Genomic DNA, 16,089 nt, shown 5'->3' on the forward strand with positions numbered 1-16,089 from the left:
CAATTCTGATCCTAGCGAGAAGATACAGCCGGGGTAGTGAAAAGGCCAGCGCAGTATGTTTGTAAGTTCAGGTTGAATAAAGGAAAATTTAGAAGTCTCAGCGGAAATCGGATTTCATGACAGACTCTGGCCGACAATGGTATGCCGTGGCGACGCGACCGCGCATGGAGCAAGCTGCCCGCGAGAATCTGGAGCGGCAGGGCTATGAGGTGTGCCTGCCGGAGATTCGGCTGCGCAAGCGGCGCGGAGGGCGTTGGCAGGCAGTGACTGAGGCGCTGTTTCCCGGGTATCTGTTCGTGGCGCTCGATCTGGAACACGACAATGCCGCGCCGATTCGCTCCACTGTCGGGGCCCGGGGCCTGGTTCGCTTCGGGCTGCACAGCCCTGCAATGCCGGTCGGGAGCGTGGAGTTCCTGCGAGGCCAAATTCCTCAAGGTGCGGAGGCTGAAACGCCGCTACCGTTTACTCCCGGGGACAAGCTTCGAATCACCCGGGGTCCCTTCGCGGGGCTGGACGCGGTGTATCAGATGCAGCGCGGGGCAGACCGGGTGCAGGTGCTGCTCGCGCTGCTGGGGCGGGAGCACAGTGTTGCGGTTGATGTGAACGATTTGGAGGTGCCCTGACATCCCGTTCCCCGGCAAGCTATCGTCCAATAACTGGCCCCTTTGCTTGCAATCCTGCTCACGCCAAGCGGGATGAAGGCCAAGATGGTGCTGTGGAGGCTTGCAAGCGAAAAATTGGCGGCCAAGAGTTCAACGCTGTTGCGCGCTCGGGACTCGAGGCCTGCGTCCCGAAGAAACACCCCTGCAAGGTCTCGCAGTCTATTATCGCCAGCAATCAAGAACGCGCGTTTCAGATAGTCGGTGGCAAGTACGGGATTATTTTCAAGCTGCATTGCCACCATTTCGTAGTGGTCAGCCTGTTCGTTCAGATCCTCAAGGTATGCCGAGAAGCTTGTCTCGAAATGTTCGTTGAATTCAATGTACTCCGTGCGGATGAAAGCGCTGGGTATTCTCGCATACCGGGATTTGACCAGTAGCGTTTCTTTGCCCATAGCTTGGGCAACGCCTAACTCGTAGAAGATATTTCCCTGTGTCTCGATTGAAATATCCTCATGGCAGATTCCGACGGACAAAGGTGCCGATGCGTTTATCTTCCAGATTTTCAGCAGAAAATCCCGCCCAGTCACTCGTGACGCTGCATCAATAACCTTATAGTCGTGGCCTCTGCAAACCGCAGTAATGGATGATCTTATTTCTGCCACCCCTGGCGGTATGGGTTTTCCTAACCTTGTCATGAGGAAGCAATGTCGAGGTTGTGCTTTGACAGCGCTCGTGAGGGCGCCTCCATCATGAGGGCTGTAGACAATCACTTGCGCTTCCTGGCTACCGGAACTCCTTTATAGGGCCCATCAGGTTATTTGTGCGCAACAATCAAATGTACCCAACCCTCCGACGCCGGCACACCCCGTGCTTGCACTTCCTCCCAACCTTCGCTAGCCTGTTCAGCTTTTGAACACCCAGTCACCACACCCCGGGAGCACCCCAAGCGTGCATTCCCTGCGGTAGCCTGCCCAGCCCCCCGATTTTTCACCACGAAACAGCCCTATGTCCGACAACGAACAGCACCTGAAAGTCCTGCGTCTGCTGCAGGACAATCCCGACATCACCCAACGGCAAATGGCCCAGCAGCTGGGTATCAGTCTGGGTGGGATGAACTATTGCCTCAAGGCCCTGGTGGAGAAGGGCTGGGTCAAGGTGGACAACTTCAGCCGGAATCCGAACAAGCTGAAGTACAGCTACTTGCTTACCCCGCGTGGGGTGAAGGCCAAGACCACCCTCACCGCCCGGTTCCTAAAGCGCAAGCTGGTGGAGTATGAGGCGCTGAGGACAGAAATCGAGACGTTGCGTACGGAAGTCCGCAAGACCGGCAACTAACCCCCCCCCTGAAATCACGCAAAGCACCCATGAATACAGCAACCAACAAGGCAAGCAACTTCCAATGACACTCGCCATCATAGGCCTCGGCTACGTCGGCCTGCCCTTGGCCGTGGAATTCGGCATGCAGCGCCCGGTCGTCGGCTTTGACATCAACGCCCAACGCATCGCTCAGGTGCAGGCAGGCCACGACGCCACCCGCGAAGTCATCAACGACGAACTCGCCCAGGCCGCGGGCTTAAGCCTTACCGCCAACCCCGAAGACCTGCGCCAGGCCACCATCTACATCGTCACCGTGCCTTCCCCCATCGACGGCCACAAACAGCCCGACCTGCGCCCTCTGCACGCCGTCAGCGAGATCATCGGCAAGGCGCTGAAGCCCGGGGATATAGTGGTGTACGAATCCACCGTGTACCCCGGTTGTACCGAGGAGGAGAGTGTGCCGGTGCTGCAGCGTGTTTCCAGCCTCACCTTCACCAAGGATTTATACGCCGGCTACAGCCCAGAGCGCATCAACCCCGGTGACAAAGTGCACCGGGTGCCGAACATCACCAAGGTGACCGCAGGCTACACTCTCGAAGTGGCGGAGACGGTAGACCAGCTCTATGCCAGCATCATCAACGCCGGCACCCACGAGGCGAGCAGCATCCGCGTGGCCGAAGCAGCCAAGGTGATCGAAAACACCCAGCGGGATCTGAATATTGCCCTGGTTAATGAGCTGGCGATGATCTTCAGCCGCATGGGCATCGATACCGAGAAAGTCCTGCAGGCGGCGGGCACCAAGTGGAAGTTCCTGCCCTTCCGACCCGGGCTGGTGAAGGGCACTGTATCGGCCTTGACCCCTACTATCTGACTCACAAGGCCCAGGCGATTGGTTACGACCCCGAGGTGATCCTGGCCGGCTGTCGTATCAACGATGGCATGGGCAGCTTCTTCGCCAGCGAGCTTATCAAGGTCATGCTGCACCGGGAGTTGCTGATCAAAGGCGCACGGGTGCTGGTACTGGGCCTGACCTTCAAGGAAAACTGTCCCGACCTGCGCAACACCCGGGTGGTGGGTGTGATCAAGGAACTGCGGGAATACAACGTGCAGGTGGACGTGCATGACCCCTGGGCCAGCCCGCAGGTAGCAGAAGCAGAAGAACGGCATCAGCCTTACTGCAGCACCGGAAGCGGGCACTTACGATGCAGTGGTAATTGCTGTTGTCCACGACGAATTCCGTGCCATGGGCGCCGATGGTATGCGCGCTCTGGGCAAAGTGGAACATGTATTGTATGACCTGAAATATGTGTTTCCATCAGATCAGACGGATCTGAGATTAAGAACGTCACCATCTTCGGCACCGCCTATGTCGGCTTGGTGCAAGCTGCCGTACTGGCGGAAGTCGACACACCATGTGCTCCGCATTGAATATGATGTGCACAAGATCGAGCAGCTGCGCAACAGCGTGGATGCCCTGCGCGAGGTGTACGAGCCTTTCAGCCGTAACCACAACAAGGTTGTCGTCATGGATGTGCGTAGCGACGAGCTGACCAAATACGCTGCCAACTGCATGTTGGCCACTAAAGTCAGTTTCATGAACGAAATTGCCAACCTCGCCGAGCGAAAGGGGGTAGATATTGAAATGGTGCGCAAGGGCATCGGCTCCGGCCCGCGAAGCGACTACCAGTTCATCTACCCCGGCGTCGGTTACGGCGGTTCTTGCTTTCCCAAGGATGTGCAGGCTCTGATCCGCACCGCCGAAGGTATCGACTTCGACTCCAGAATCCTCAAGGATGTTCATTTACACCCATAAATTACGTCACACGCGCGAGGAAAGATGCCCTTACTTGCGCGAGCTGGGCGGACTAATCGAAAGTAAAGGCATTGACTGAACAGGTTTCGAAACAGGGATTGCAGGGTCGCATAGCCGGCATGGCGCCACTAAGACTCCGCTATGCCGCTCAGGATCTTGGCGACTGGTTGGCGCGCATCGGGGCGAAAAAGCCAGCTTTCGTCATCATCGGCACAGGACGCTGCGGCACCAATTTCGTCGCCGACTATCTGACGGCAGCCGGGCACCCCTGTGGTCACGAACGCTTCTACCGCCCCTCCGGGCCGCTGTATCGCGCGACCCAGACACAGGTCACGCCCGAGGGCGATTCCTCCTGGTTGGCGGTGCCCTACCTGCCTGAAACCGGCATTACCGCCGTGCACCAGACCCGCGCTCCGCTGCCCGTCATCAAGTCCTTTCTCAAGCTCGGCTTCTTCCACACCGAGCATTACGCACGACACAAGCGCTTCGTCGATTTCGCCCGCGCGCATTTCGCGTTTTCCGACGATCCGCTGCGCTCCTCGATGCGCTGGTGGCTGGAGTGGAACGAGAAATGTACCGCCATCACCGGCCATCATTTCCGGCTAGAGGATTTCCACGACCGTACCGACCAGTTGTCCGACTGGTTGGGCTTAGATGCGCCGCTGCCGAAACTGGACGTGCCCGCCGACACGAACACGAAACGCTCTGTCGTGGCGATCTCAGAGGATGAGATTGAGAGTCGCATCCGCAGCTTCCCGGAATATCCCCGGCTGGTCGATTTGGCCGCGCGGCTGGGCTACGAACTCTGAGGCGGCAGGCATGGCGCGGGGGCTGAAGATCATTTCGGGTGCAATTGCCTTCCGGCTGTATTTTGCGCTCTTCTCAGTGCTGATCACCATCGCCCTGTCCCAGTATCTTGGAGTAGAGAACTTTGGCCGTTATGCCTGGCTGACCAGTATCGCCTTTTTACTGTCGGGCCTGGCGCAGGCCGGGGGCAACAGCCTGGTGGTGCGCGAGACTTCGCGCAGCATGGGGCGGCGGGTGCCGGTGCACGTGCTGTGCCGCACTACGCTGATATCGGGCGGAACGCTGGTGGCGCTGACTGCCGTGGCGCTTCTGTTCACCGGGGACCGCATGACGCCCGCCCTGCTGGTGCCACTGGGACTCCTAGCGGTGGGCCACCTGGCGCTGGTGTTGGTCTCCGCCTCCAACCGCGGCCTCGGACACTTGCAGGCGGGACAGATCCCCGAGCTGGTGCTGCGGCCAACACTGTTTCTGGTCCTGATCGGCGGGGTGGTTCTGGCGGGGTATGTCTCCGGCCCGGGCGTTGACTCGGCATTCGGCTCCGACACCATGGTCTACCTGCTGGCCGCGGCCTATGCCGGCGCCGGGCTAGTGGCCATCGTGCTGTTGGCCCAGGGCCTCGCCGCGCGCTCGGATCTGCCCGACGAGACGCCCGAGACCGACTGGCTGGGCAGCTTCTTTCGCCTCGGGCTGATTGGCTGGCTGGCGGTGGGCAACGCGCAGCTGCTGGTGATCGTGACGGGGGCGCTGGCTGATTTCTCCCAGGTTGGGCTCTACCGTGTCGCCACGCAGGCGGTGATGATCATGGGCCTCGGCCTGACCGCGATCGAGACAGTGCAGGCCCCGGGTTACGCCCGCGCCTGGAAGGACGGCGACCTGCGCCGCCTGCATGACCTGTTGCAACAGAGCTGCCGCATCGGCATCGCCTTCTCGGCGCCGGTCATGGTCCTCTTGCTGCTGCTGGGCCGCCCGATGTTGGGGCTCCTGTTCGGTGACAGCTTCACCGCGGCCTTCCCGGCACTCTGCTTGCTGGCGGGGGCGCAGCTACTGAACGCGCTGACGGGCAATGTCGGTGTTCTGATGATCGCCGCCAAGCAGGAGCGCAAGCTGATCCTCGGCAACCTCGCTGCGCTGACGGCGACGCTTCTGGCGGCCTGGCTCTTCATCCCGCAGAATGGCTCGCTGGCCGCTGCCGGGGCCGGTGCCTTTGGCCTGACACTACGTAACCTCCTGAACCTGTGGTTCTGCTACCGCACGCTGGGGTTGGTCTCGCTGCCCTTCGCCCCCTTCCGATTGCGTAGCGACGCCCCACCAACAACCCATGAGGTCCCATGACCAACAACCCCCCCAACGCCTTTCAAAGACTGCTGTCCGAATACCTCGCCCACAGCCTGTTGAAGCGTGCGCGCGGCTACCGCAGGACCCATCCGCAGATGGCGATTTTCGCGCATGACTTCATCGGCACGGAAATCAACGTCTACGGCCGCTACGAACACCGCGAGCTGATGGCCCTGTCCGGGCTGATCGCCGGTCTTGATCGGTCGAAACGGGTGCTGGATGTGGGGGCCAACATCGGCAACCATACACTATATTTTGTCGGCGAGGGGTTCGAGCATATCCATGCTTTCGAACCCAACCCGCGGACCCTCCGGCTGTTACAGTTCAACACCGAAAGTCACCCGCAGGTAACGGTGCACGACTTTGGACTGTCGGAGCAGGACGCCACGCTGGAGGCTGTGATCCCACTGGTAAACGCAGGTGGCGCGAGCCTCGAAGCTGGGCATCAGGAGGCCCATAGCGCCGACGCGGAACGGATTTCCTTCGATGTGAAGCGGTTTGACGACCTGCCACTGGCACAGGAACCTGTGAGCCTTGTCAAAATTGATGTGGAGGGCCATGAGCCCAAGGCCATAGCAGGCATGATGGAGATGCTCTGGCGGGACAGGCCGCTGGTGGTCTTTGAGTGCAACCGCAAGACGGAACGTTTTTCAGCCGTCCGGCTGGTCGCCATGCTGCAGGAAGCTGGATACAGCAGCTTCGCGGCCATCGAGGCTCCAGCCTCGGCCATTCCGCAAACCCTGCCCTCGCTCCTGCGCCGCCCCCTACGTCTGCTGGAGCGGCTGGTCTCAACGCGGCAGGCACACTGCAAGATCACGCAGATCTCCGATTTCGAAGAGCGCAACTACCCCATGGTCGTTGCGTCTCAGAGCATTGGCAATTGAGCACATTCGCGGAACACCAGTCCCAAGCTTTTAGGCTCTCGGGAGCGTTTGCAAGACGATACTGTCGGGCAAGAGGAAACTAACGTGCCCGCGCCCTATGAAACCATACGCGCAAGCTGTGTGATTCCCGCCTACAACACCGCCGAAACAATCGGGCGGGCGTTGGAGTCGGTACTACGCACCCCCGGCGTCGAGGAGGTGATTGTGGTCGATGACGGCTCCGTAGACGAAACCGGAATTCGGGTGGCGGCGCTAGCGGGAACAGCCCCGGTTCCAGTGCGTCTGATCCGGCAGGATAATTCTGGCGCTGGTGCGGCGCGCAACACGGGCATGCAGGCTGCAACACTTGACTGGATCACCTTCCTTGATGCCGATGATGAAATGCTGCCCGAAGCGATCATCGGCAAGGCGAAGCACCTGGCAACCTGTCCCGATCGAGAGACCGTCGATGCAGTGCATGGCAGCTTTGTGAGAGGCGACACTGGCGCCATCGCGAAATTCTCAGAGACCCGAACCCAGGTCGATCCCGATGGCATCGGCCGGTTGGGTGGCTTTCCGGGAGGAGTCCATTCTTTTGTCTTCCGCCGTGAGCCGCTTCTGGCTACGGGCGGGTTCCGACCTGAGCTGACCAATTACGAAGACTTCGAGCTCATTCTGCGCTTCATCGCGCAGGGCTCGCGGGTGGTGGGCTGTACTGCGCCAGGTTTTCATCGCCATTACACGCAAAATTCGTTGTCACGTGGGCTTGCAGTGCCAAAACGCCTGGAGTTAGAGCGCCGATTCTTGAACATGGCCGCAAGAGAGGATCTGATGGGTAAAACTGAGGTTATGCGGCGGTTACTGCGCAACCGGGTCCGGCAGTTGCATCACGTCGTGACAGGTCATTGAGCCATGCTGTATGTAAAAGAAAGCCTCAAGAATCTGATGCCAGAGGGACTGCGAATGGGGCAGTTGGTCCTGCGCCGCGCCGCTGCCTTGAAACAGGCTGGAGTGATCTTCGTACATGTTCCTAAGAACGGTGGCACCTCAATCAACAACGCAGTCTATGGCCGCTTCATGGGGCATTTCCGAGTGAGTGACATCGAGCGCGTTTGCCCCCACTTGCTACGAAGCTTACCTTCCTTTGCTGTAACCCGGAACCCTTGGGCGCGGGCTTACTCCGCTTGGAATTTCGCGCGAGCCGGTGCTGCAATGAAAGACGGAGCCCAGATCCGTACCCCTGCACGCTATCAAACGCCTGAGTTTGAGAGTTTCGAGCGTTTTGTGCTCGAATGGCTTCCAAGCCGGAACTTGAGCCGCGAGGACTACGTGTTCCGCCCACAAAGCCAATTCCTCCTTACCCGCCGCGGGGAAATCGGCGTGCGCCACCTAGGCCATATCGAGAGCCCCGACAGTTATTTACCGTTCATAGAGGAAATCTTTGGACGCGAGATTGAGATCAGTCACCTCAACCGCACCGCTCACACCTTTAGCTATCGCGAAGCTTATACGAAGGAGATGCGGGATATGTTGGCGCGTTGCTACTCGGTTGATCTTGAGAGGTTCAATTATGACTTCTGAAGTGATCGCGGGGATTAGAGCATGAGCCGCATTTCCCAGGCTGATCCACAGCCACCTAGCCTTCGGCAATATCTTTGCCGCAAGTGTGACACGCACGCCCTTGGTCTATACCTACCACAGCGAGAACGTCCGCTTTTCGCGGGCCTTCCAGACGTATTTCTGCCACCGCTTGGCGTAGTTCATCGGTATTTCCCGAAACTCTGCGACAAACCTGCAAATCTATGCCGGGCAGGACGTATGGGTTAGTACGACCATCAACGGCATCGATCTAGCGGCAATTCCCGCCCGTCCGGGATTTCGCGAGCTCGCGGTGCTGCACGCCATTTGGGTCTGGCGGATCCGCGGCGCAGAAGAATTACCCGCTCATGGCTTGCGCAGTGGCAGTACTGGAGCCCGCGCATCGTGAGGCTTACAGTCGACATCTGTGGTGAGGGCGATTTGACCATTGTCGCCAGCTGCATGGATATCCTGCCCGCTTCCGATGTGCCTGAGGATAGCCTGCGCTTTCACGGTGTTTCCACAGAGATCCGCGAAATTCTGCAGGGCTATGACATGCTGCTAATGACCTCGGACCGGGAGAGCCTGCCCATCGCGCTAATTGAGACGGCAGCGGCGGGTCTGCCTACCGTGGTGACCGACGTTGGCGGTTGCCGTGAGGTTACGGGCGCGGACCCTACCTCCGACACGGCGGGCATTGTCGTGCCGCCGGGGGGATTCGTTAGCCTTCCGCGATGCCACCGCTACGCTGCTCGACGATGCCGCCGCGCGTGTGCGCTGGTCGCGAAACGCGCGGGATATTGCGCGGGTATTTTCAAGCAAGCAGTCCGCCGAAGAACACGCGCGTCTCTACTAGGAGGTCATGGGATGAAGGATATCATCCTAGCCAAGGCACCGGTCTGGTTCCAGAATGCCGCGATTTCGGTCAATAATCGGCGCCAATGGTGGATATGACAAAGCGGGGAATACTAGCCTTGGTTTGAGCTGAATAAGGAAGCCACTCGCTGGAGCGCTGACCATAGCGCAAAGTACCAAGCTGGGTAGCTCGATACCTGCCTGCGCCACGCCATACCAAGGAATTACAGCAGACGGCGGGTATCCAGTGGAGCTTCCTGCCGTTCCGTTCCGGTCAAGACTGGTGGGTGGGCACCGCATCGGTGTGGACGACTACTATCTGACTCACAAGGCCTAGGCAATTGGTTGCCACTGGCTGGCCGGCGCATCAATGGCGGCATGGGCCGGTTTGTCGCCAGCGAGCGTATCAAGGCCATGCTGCATTGAGAGCTGCCGATCAAAGGCACGCGGGTGTTGGTATTGGGCCTGACCCTCAAGGAAAATTATTCAGATCTGCGCAACACCCGGGTAGTGGATGTGATCAAGGAACTGCGGCATTACAACGTGCAGGTGTACGTGCATGCCCCCTGGACCAGCCCACAGGAAGCAGAAGCGAAATACGGCATCAGCCTTACTGCAGCGCCGGAAACCGGCACTTACGATACGGTTGTAATTGCCGTGGTCCACGATGAATTCCGCAGCATGGGTAGCGAGGGCACTCGCGCCCTGGGAAATGCGGAACATGTACTGTACGACCTGACATACCTGTTGCCGGCGCACGCGTCGGACTTGCGTCTATAGGAGGAAAGCTCTTGATTCAAAACGCATACACGAAGTGCCAGGCAGCGCTTAAGGCTGACGCAAAGAACTGGCTGATTACCGGTGTCGCCGGCTTTATCGCGTCCAACCTGCTGGAAACCCTGCTCAGGTTGAACCAGAAGGTAGTCGGGCTGGACAACTTCGCCACCGGCCACCACCACAACCTGGCAGAAGTGGAATCCCCGGTGAGTCCCGAACAGTGGGCGCGCTTTCGATTTATGGAAGGAGACATCCGCACCCTGGCGAACTGCCACACTGCCTGCTAGGGTGTGGACTACGTGCTGCACCTGGCCGCCTTGGGCTCAGTTTCGCGCAGCCTGGAGGACCCGATCACGACCAACGCACCCTATATCAGCGGTTTCCTGAATATGCTGGTTGCCGCGCTGGACGCGCAGGTAAAGAGCTTTACCTACGCTGCCAGCAGCTCAACTCATGGTGACCACCCTGACCTGCCCAAGGTGGAAGACAAAATCGGCAAGCCACTCCGCCCCTATGCGGTGACCAAAGACGCCAACGAACTCTATGCTGATGTATTCGCCCGCTGTTATGACTTCAAAACCATCGGCCTGCGCTACTTCAACGTGTTTGGCGCTCGGCAGGATCCCAATGATGCCTACGCGGCCGTCATTCCCAAGTGGACTGCTGCAATGATCAAGGGGGAGGACGTGTACATCAATGGAGATGGGGAGACCAGCCGGGATTTTGCTATATTGAAAACATCGTACAGGCAAACCTATTGGCCGCTTCAGCAAATGAAGAAGAAAACAATCATGTTTACAACGTGGTCTGCAATGGGCGTACAAGTCTGAATCAATTATTTGGTTAATTAACAGAGTCACTAGAACAGCAGGGTTTCGAATATCGACAGGAGCCAACCTATCGCAGCTTCCGTGAAGGTGATGTAATACATTCGCAGGCGGATATTGGAATAACACAAAGCAAGCAGACTTACGACGTGATTTTTCGAGTTGGTGAGGGGGTGAAAGCGGTGATGCCTTGGTATATTAAATCGATCAGCACTACTGTCGAGTGAGATAGATGTTGGTGCGTTATTCCATTTCTAGCGATAACCGGACCGGGCTGTTGGCCCAAATGAATTACACCATCCGATTATTTCGTAAATGTTGATATCGGACCACCATTTTTCGCTCTCAGATGGCTTCAATATGTACCAAGTTAGTAAAGTGCTTGGCTGAAAATTTGATTGAGGGGGCCTGATAGTATGAGGATATTACATTTCATTTCGTCTCCTGCAGCTGGTGGAGCCGAAATATACGTGCGCGATTTAAGTATAGTGATGCGCGAATGTGGGCATGATATCCATATGGTATTCCTGCAGTCAGCAGCAGGAGAAGGTAGAGATCTGAAATTCGAAAAGCAATTTCTTGAATCACTTTCTCAACACTCAATTACCTATTCATTTATTGGGAAGGATGCGAGAAGCAAGCCGTGGGTAGGCGGGGCGCGTTTGCGTCACCAAGTACGCGTTTTCAATCCAGATGTAATCCATTGCCACCTTTACTATGCGCTTATATTTTCATTCTTTGTTTTGAAAACCCCAGTTGTATACACTCATCACAGCTTTGAACTAAGTCTACCAAGAATTATTTATCGATTTTTTGATTTCCGAGTGAAGGCGTATATAGGTATATGTAGTGCTTGCACAAATCTATTAAGGCCAATCGTCACTAGAGATGTTATTCAAATAGATAACGCTGCCGATCGGCGTCGTACTCCTTCTCGTTCCATTAATCGACAATCTAGAGAAGAGCTTGTTTTTGTTTTCGTAGGAAGTTTAAGGGCACCGAAAAATTTGAAGCTTATGCTGAATTCATTTTCCGTATTGAAAAATCGAAACGCTATATTAAAAATCGCGGGAGAAGGTCCAGACCGTAATGAGCTGGAGATATTGGCAAAAGCACTAGATATAGATAAAAAAGTCCAGTTTTTAGGAAATATTTCAAACGTTGGAGATGTCCTGGCTGACGCAGATGTCTTTCTAATGTCCTCGGCATGGGAGGGCCTCCCTATAGCTTTGATTGAGGCTACCCTTATTGGCCTGCCTGTGATAGTTACCAACGTTGGTGGGTGTGCAGAGGTCGTTCATCGGTGTGCAAACGGGTTCGTTGTGGATAGCTTGGATGTCATTGATTATCGAGCTGCTTTAGAGAAGATGATGAATAGTGCACAATTGAGACTGTTTTTTTCGCAGAACGCAATGGAATATTCTATGGAATATGAGATTCACGGGGCGGTAGAGAAACATTTAGATCTTTACCATAAGGTTGTCTAGTAGAATATCGCTGATTGGTTTTGTGCTCTTGATTTTTTGTAGATATTACTGGATTTCATAATTTGACTTCTTCTTTGAAGGTCAACTCGGCGGCATGCTTGATTCTTGATCAGGCGATCAACAAAGAATTGCCGTGCCAAATAATTCTGTACGGTCCCTACTAATATTTCTCTTTTGATTAGAGGATAAGTATTAAGCCTATGTGTGTGTTGTATAGAATTCGTCTCCCATGGAGATAATCTCGACAGGCTGGCATGTTTTTGGCGCGTTGCTGGTCTTTTTGCTGGGTGCATTTACATCTCTGGCTATTGCTAGCCGTTTTGGTATCGGTGATAAGCGAGGCTTGTTTCTTTATTTATGGCATACTCTTTGGTGTTTAGTTTATTTGATTTACGCAATTAACGCGGGTGGTGATTCGCTTTTTTACTACAGCGAATCCATTTCTGGAGAACTAAAAAGCTTCCGATTGGGTACTGTTGCTGTAATTTATTTCACACATTTCTTTTCGGATTTCGTGGGCCTATCTATTTTGGGAGTCTTCCTTGTCAATAATATCATTGGTTTTATAGGTTTATTAGGATTTGCTGGCGCGCTAAAAAAGGCAACTGTAGCCAAGAGTAGCCAGTTACGCTTGCTTGCGCTTGTCATCATACTTTTACCTTCGGTGAGTTTTTGGTCATCTGCAATTGGCAAGGACTCTATCGCATTCATGGCTGCCGGGTTGGCCCTCTGGGCAGCACTCGATTTGCGGCGTAGGGTGGGCCTGATGATTTTTGCCGTTTTGTCGATGTTTTTCGTCCGTGCTCACATGGCAGCAATGATGGTAATCGCTCTAAGTGCTACTTTCATTATTGATGCTAACATATCAATGTTAAAGCGCTTCTTTTTCGGTATGGCTAGCTTATCAGTTGCAACCTTGCTAATTCCGTTTGCACTTGAATATGCTGGCGTTGGAGATGTTGATGCTGATGGCTTAATCAGCTATGTCGAGGCTCGACAAGGTTACAATCAAGAAGGTGGAGGAGGAGTAGACATCGCCCCAATGAGTCTGCCTGTGCAGCTGTTTACCTATATGTTTCGTCCCTTGGTTTTTGAGGCTCGCTCTGTTTTTCACCTGGGCGCTGCTGTTGATAATTTAGTTCTAGCAATTCTGTTTATGGTCGGTGGATTGGTAGTTTGCAAGCGAAGGAAGAGCCGCATGGACGATGCGCGAGTGTTCCTCTGGGTGTATGCACTCTTTGCCTGGATCGTCCTGGCTATGACCACCGCTAACCTGGGGATCGCTATGCGGCAAAAATGGATGTTTGCTCCAATGCTGATCTACCTGATGATTTCGGTAATGGGCCAGTCAGGAAGTAACAGGCATAGCCCGCGAATATCAACAGGGCACATCAGTACTTCGGTGGTTACAGGTTCTGGCACGTCCGGCAAAGAAACTAGCAATGCATAAAATCAACGCTTGCGCTCCTCGCCGGATCGCCATCTTGGCAGGTCTTGGCTCCTCTCTCGTCAATTTCCGTGGCCCTTTGCTGAAGGCTCTTTGCGATTCTGGCATCGAAGTTCATGCTATCGCTAACGGCCTACGGGAAGACCTGGCGACTCGTAAGCGACTTGAGGACTGGGGTGTAGTCACCCATGATGTGGTAATGCAGCGCACCGGCACCAATCCGCTGAGCGATCTTGCGGCACTGCGAGAACTTTATCACCTTTACCGAGAGATCAAGCCTGATGCGGTGCTCGGGTATACCGTTAAGCCGGCTCTCTACGGTACCTTGACGGCTTGGCTCGCTCGGGTACCCAAGCGATATGCCCTGATTACCGGACTTGGGTATGCTTTTACCGGCGAAGCACGTGGTAAGAGGAGGTTGATTCAGTGGTTGGTGCGTGCTCTATACCGCCAGGCACTCAGTCGCGCAGAAAGGGTCTTTTTCCAGAATCCCGATGATGAGTCACTGTTCCGTCATCTGGAGCTACTGAGCAAACAAGTACCTTCTCAGGTGGTAAGCGGCTCTGGAATTGATACCTCGCACTTCGCTTGCTCTCCACTGCCTGAAAATGGTCCCAATTTTTTGTTGATCGCTCGATTGTTGGGTGACAAGGGAGTCCGTGAATATGTGGCGGCGGCGTCCAAAGTGCGCGAAAGGCACCCTGATGCTCGATTCCGCCTGGTAGGTTTCATCGATGGGAATCCGGATTCCATTACCCAGCGTGAGCTGGAGCAGTGGATAGTTGATGGGGATATCGATTACTTGGGTGAATTGGATGACGTCCGCCCAGCGATAGCTGATGCGAGCGTTTATGTGTTGCCCAGCTATCGCGAGGGCACACCGCGCACGGTCCTGGAGGCCATGTCCATGGGGCGACCGATCATAACCGCTGATGCGCCCGGTTGCCGAGAGACGGTATCACATGGCGACAACGGATATTTAGTCCCAGTAAAGGCAGTCGATGAGCTAGTTGAAGCTATGGAATACTTTATTACTCGGCCCGATTTGATCCACCAGATGGGTGCCCGATCCCGAGAAATCGCAGTTGAAAAATACGAAGTACAAAAGGTAAATGCACAGATGCTGGAAGGCATGGGTATATTAACTGCTAATTGTTGATTTGTTGCCGAATGCTGACTGGGTTTCCTTGACTATATAACTATGGGATATCGTTTTGACAGTACTGTTTGACCAGATTATTAGTGAAGTGCACACGATTTTTGGCGATGGCTTCGTCCCGCTTCATCGCCCTGTCTTTGAAGGCAACGAACGCCAGTACCTTGTCGATTGTATAGACTCTAACTTTGTCTCCTCGGTCGGCACCAAGGTCACCGAATTCGAACAACGCATCGCCGACTTCGCTGGTAGCAAATATGCGGTCGCCACGATAAATGGCACGGCCGCACTGCACATAGCGTTAGGTCTGGCCGGGGTGAGGGCAGGCGAGGAGGTGATCACCCAGGCCCTCACCTTTATCGCCACCTGTAACGCCACTCGTTATTGTGATGCCTGGCCAGTCTTTGTTGATGTGGAGAGCGACACGCTGGGCATGAGCCCCACAGCCTTGCGCAGGTTTTTGGAGGAGTTCGCTGAGCGGCGCCCGGAAGGCATATTCAATCGGACCAGTGGGCGCCGTTTGGCTGCGTGTGTGCCCATGCATACTTTTGGCTTGCCGTGCCGGATTACCGAGATCATCGCTATCTGCCAGGAATACGGTATTTCCGTGGTAGAGGATGCAGCGGAGTCCCTCGGCAGCTATGTCGGTGAGCAGCACACCGGTAGCTTTGGCACCCTGGGTACCTTCAGCTTTAACGGCAACAAGGTGATTACCACCGGCGGTGGCGGCATGATTGTCACCAATGACGAGGCACTGGCCCTGCGTGCCAAGCACATTACCACCACGGCTAAGGTTCCCCACGCCTGGGAATTCGTCCACGATGAGGTGGGCTACAACTACCGCCTGCCCAATCTTAATGCGGCCCTAGGCTGCGCGCAGATGGAGCGGCTGCCGGAAATTCTCGCCATCAAGGCGGGAATCGCCGCGCGCTATGCCGCCTTGCTGGAAGGGAGCCCCCTGGAAATGGTGCAGCCTTTGCCCGACACTACTGCCAATAACTGGCTGAATGCAGTCCTGTTGGAGAACCGTGAGGCCAGGGACGCCTTTCTGGAATACACCAACAGCCGCGAGGTGATGACCCGCCCGGTATGGCGGCTCATGCACCACCTGGAGATGTTTGCCCATTGCCAGCACGACGGGCTGGTGAATTCACTCTGGTTGGAAGACCGCCTGGTTAACCTGCCCTCCAGTGTGCCGGAAGGCGCCCTCGGGAAGTTGTGATAC

At 55.7% G+C, this 16,089-nt stretch carries 16 protein-coding genes and 1 pseudogene; all 17 read left to right on the forward strand.

Translation table 11 applies throughout. The features are described from left to right. The first annotated feature begins 116 nt into the window (after positions 1 to 116). Entirely contained in the window at positions 117 to 623 is a 507-nt protein-coding gene (locus tag RLO07_RS00485) for a transcription termination/antitermination NusG family protein (RefSeq protein WP_462290167.1), read from the forward strand. 984 nt (positions 624 to 1,607) lie between these two features. Next, entirely contained in the window at positions 1,608 to 1,937 is a 330-nt protein-coding gene (locus tag RLO07_RS00490; RefSeq protein WP_462290168.1) for a MarR family EPS-associated transcriptional regulator, read from the forward strand. 64 nt (positions 1,938 to 2,001) lie between these two features. Further along, entirely contained in the window at positions 2,002 to 2,790 is a 789-nt protein-coding gene (locus RLO07_RS00495; RefSeq protein ID WP_462290169.1) for a nucleotide sugar dehydrogenase, read from the forward strand. Beyond that, on the forward strand, positions 2,721 to 3,215 hold the full coding sequence (locus RLO07_RS00500; RefSeq protein ID WP_462290170.1) for a UDP binding domain-containing protein: 495 nt from the start codon (positions 2,721 to 2,723) through the stop codon (positions 3,213 to 3,215). The genes RLO07_RS00495 and RLO07_RS00500 overlap by 70 nt, the downstream gene beginning before the upstream one ends. A gap of 139 nt (positions 3,216 to 3,354) precedes the next feature. Further along, positions 3,355 to 3,732, forward strand: coding sequence for a hypothetical protein (locus RLO07_RS00505; protein WP_462290171.1), 378 nt, complete (start codon positions 3,355 to 3,357; stop codon positions 3,730 to 3,732). Between the two features lie 71 nt (positions 3,733 to 3,803). Continuing rightward, positions 3,804 to 4,541 carry a hypothetical protein gene (locus tag RLO07_RS00510; protein WP_462290172.1) on the forward strand — a complete coding sequence of 246 codons (738 nt, stop codon included), beginning with the start codon at positions 3,804 to 3,806 and terminating at the stop codon, positions 4,539 to 4,541. Positions 4,542 to 4,551: 10 nt separating this feature from the next. Next, positions 4,552 to 5,871 carry a lipopolysaccharide biosynthesis protein gene (locus RLO07_RS00515; RefSeq protein WP_462290173.1) on the forward strand — a complete coding sequence of 440 codons (1,320 nt, stop codon included), beginning with the start codon at positions 4,552 to 4,554 and terminating at the stop codon, positions 5,869 to 5,871. Beyond that, positions 5,868 to 6,758 (forward strand): FkbM family methyltransferase, encoded by an 891-nt coding sequence (locus RLO07_RS00520; protein ID WP_462290174.1) that lies wholly within the window; start codon positions 5,868 to 5,870, stop codon positions 6,756 to 6,758. Before RLO07_RS00515 ends, RLO07_RS00520 begins: the two co-directional genes overlap by 4 nt. 84 nt (positions 6,759 to 6,842) lie before the next feature. After that, positions 6,843 to 7,646: a glycosyltransferase family 2 protein gene (locus RLO07_RS00525; protein WP_462290175.1), complete on the forward strand. Its 804-nt coding sequence runs from the start codon at positions 6,843 to 6,845 to the stop codon at positions 7,644 to 7,646. A 3-nt stretch (positions 7,647 to 7,649) separates the two neighbouring features. Further along, complete coding sequence (locus tag RLO07_RS00530; RefSeq protein ID WP_462290176.1) at positions 7,650 to 8,318, forward strand: sulfotransferase family 2 domain-containing protein; 669 nt, start codon at positions 7,650 to 7,652, stop codon at positions 8,316 to 8,318. A gap of 402 nt (positions 8,319 to 8,720) precedes the next feature. Further along, positions 8,721 to 9,269 carry a glycosyltransferase gene (locus tag RLO07_RS00535; protein WP_462290177.1) on the forward strand — a complete coding sequence of 183 codons (549 nt, stop codon included), beginning with the start codon at positions 8,721 to 8,723 and terminating at the stop codon, positions 9,267 to 9,269. 351 nt (positions 9,270 to 9,620) lie between these two features. Beyond that, entirely contained in the window at positions 9,621 to 9,950 is a 330-nt protein-coding gene (locus RLO07_RS00540) for a UDP binding domain-containing protein (protein WP_462290178.1), read from the forward strand. A gap of 128 nt (positions 9,951 to 10,078) precedes the next feature. Further along, positions 10,079 to 10,777: pseudogene (locus tag RLO07_RS00545) on the forward strand (NAD-dependent epimerase/dehydratase family protein). A 413-nt stretch (positions 10,778 to 11,190) separates the two neighbouring features. After that, the gene (locus RLO07_RS00550; protein ID WP_462290179.1) at positions 11,191 to 12,261 is read left to right on the forward strand and encodes a glycosyltransferase; all 1,071 of its coding nucleotides are present in this window, start codon (positions 11,191 to 11,193) and stop codon (positions 12,259 to 12,261) included. 229 nt (positions 12,262 to 12,490) lie between these two features. Next, positions 12,491 to 13,711: a hypothetical protein gene (locus RLO07_RS00555; protein WP_462290180.1), complete on the forward strand. Its 1,221-nt coding sequence runs from the start codon at positions 12,491 to 12,493 to the stop codon at positions 13,709 to 13,711. Further along, positions 13,704 to 14,867 (forward strand): glycosyltransferase family 4 protein, encoded by a 1,164-nt coding sequence (locus RLO07_RS00560; protein WP_462290181.1) that lies wholly within the window; start codon positions 13,704 to 13,706, stop codon positions 14,865 to 14,867. Before RLO07_RS00555 ends, RLO07_RS00560 begins: the two co-directional genes overlap by 8 nt. 55 nt (positions 14,868 to 14,922) lie before the next feature. Next, positions 14,923 to 16,086 carry a LegC family aminotransferase gene (locus RLO07_RS00565; RefSeq protein ID WP_462290182.1) on the forward strand — a complete coding sequence of 388 codons (1,164 nt, stop codon included), beginning with the start codon at positions 14,923 to 14,925 and terminating at the stop codon, positions 16,084 to 16,086. Positions 16,087 to 16,089 lie beyond the last annotated feature (3 nt).

Origin of the sequence: Haliea sp., assembly GCF_040221975.1 — a bacterium.
Classification (GTDB): Bacteria; Pseudomonadota; Gammaproteobacteria; order Pseudomonadales; family Halieaceae; genus Haliea.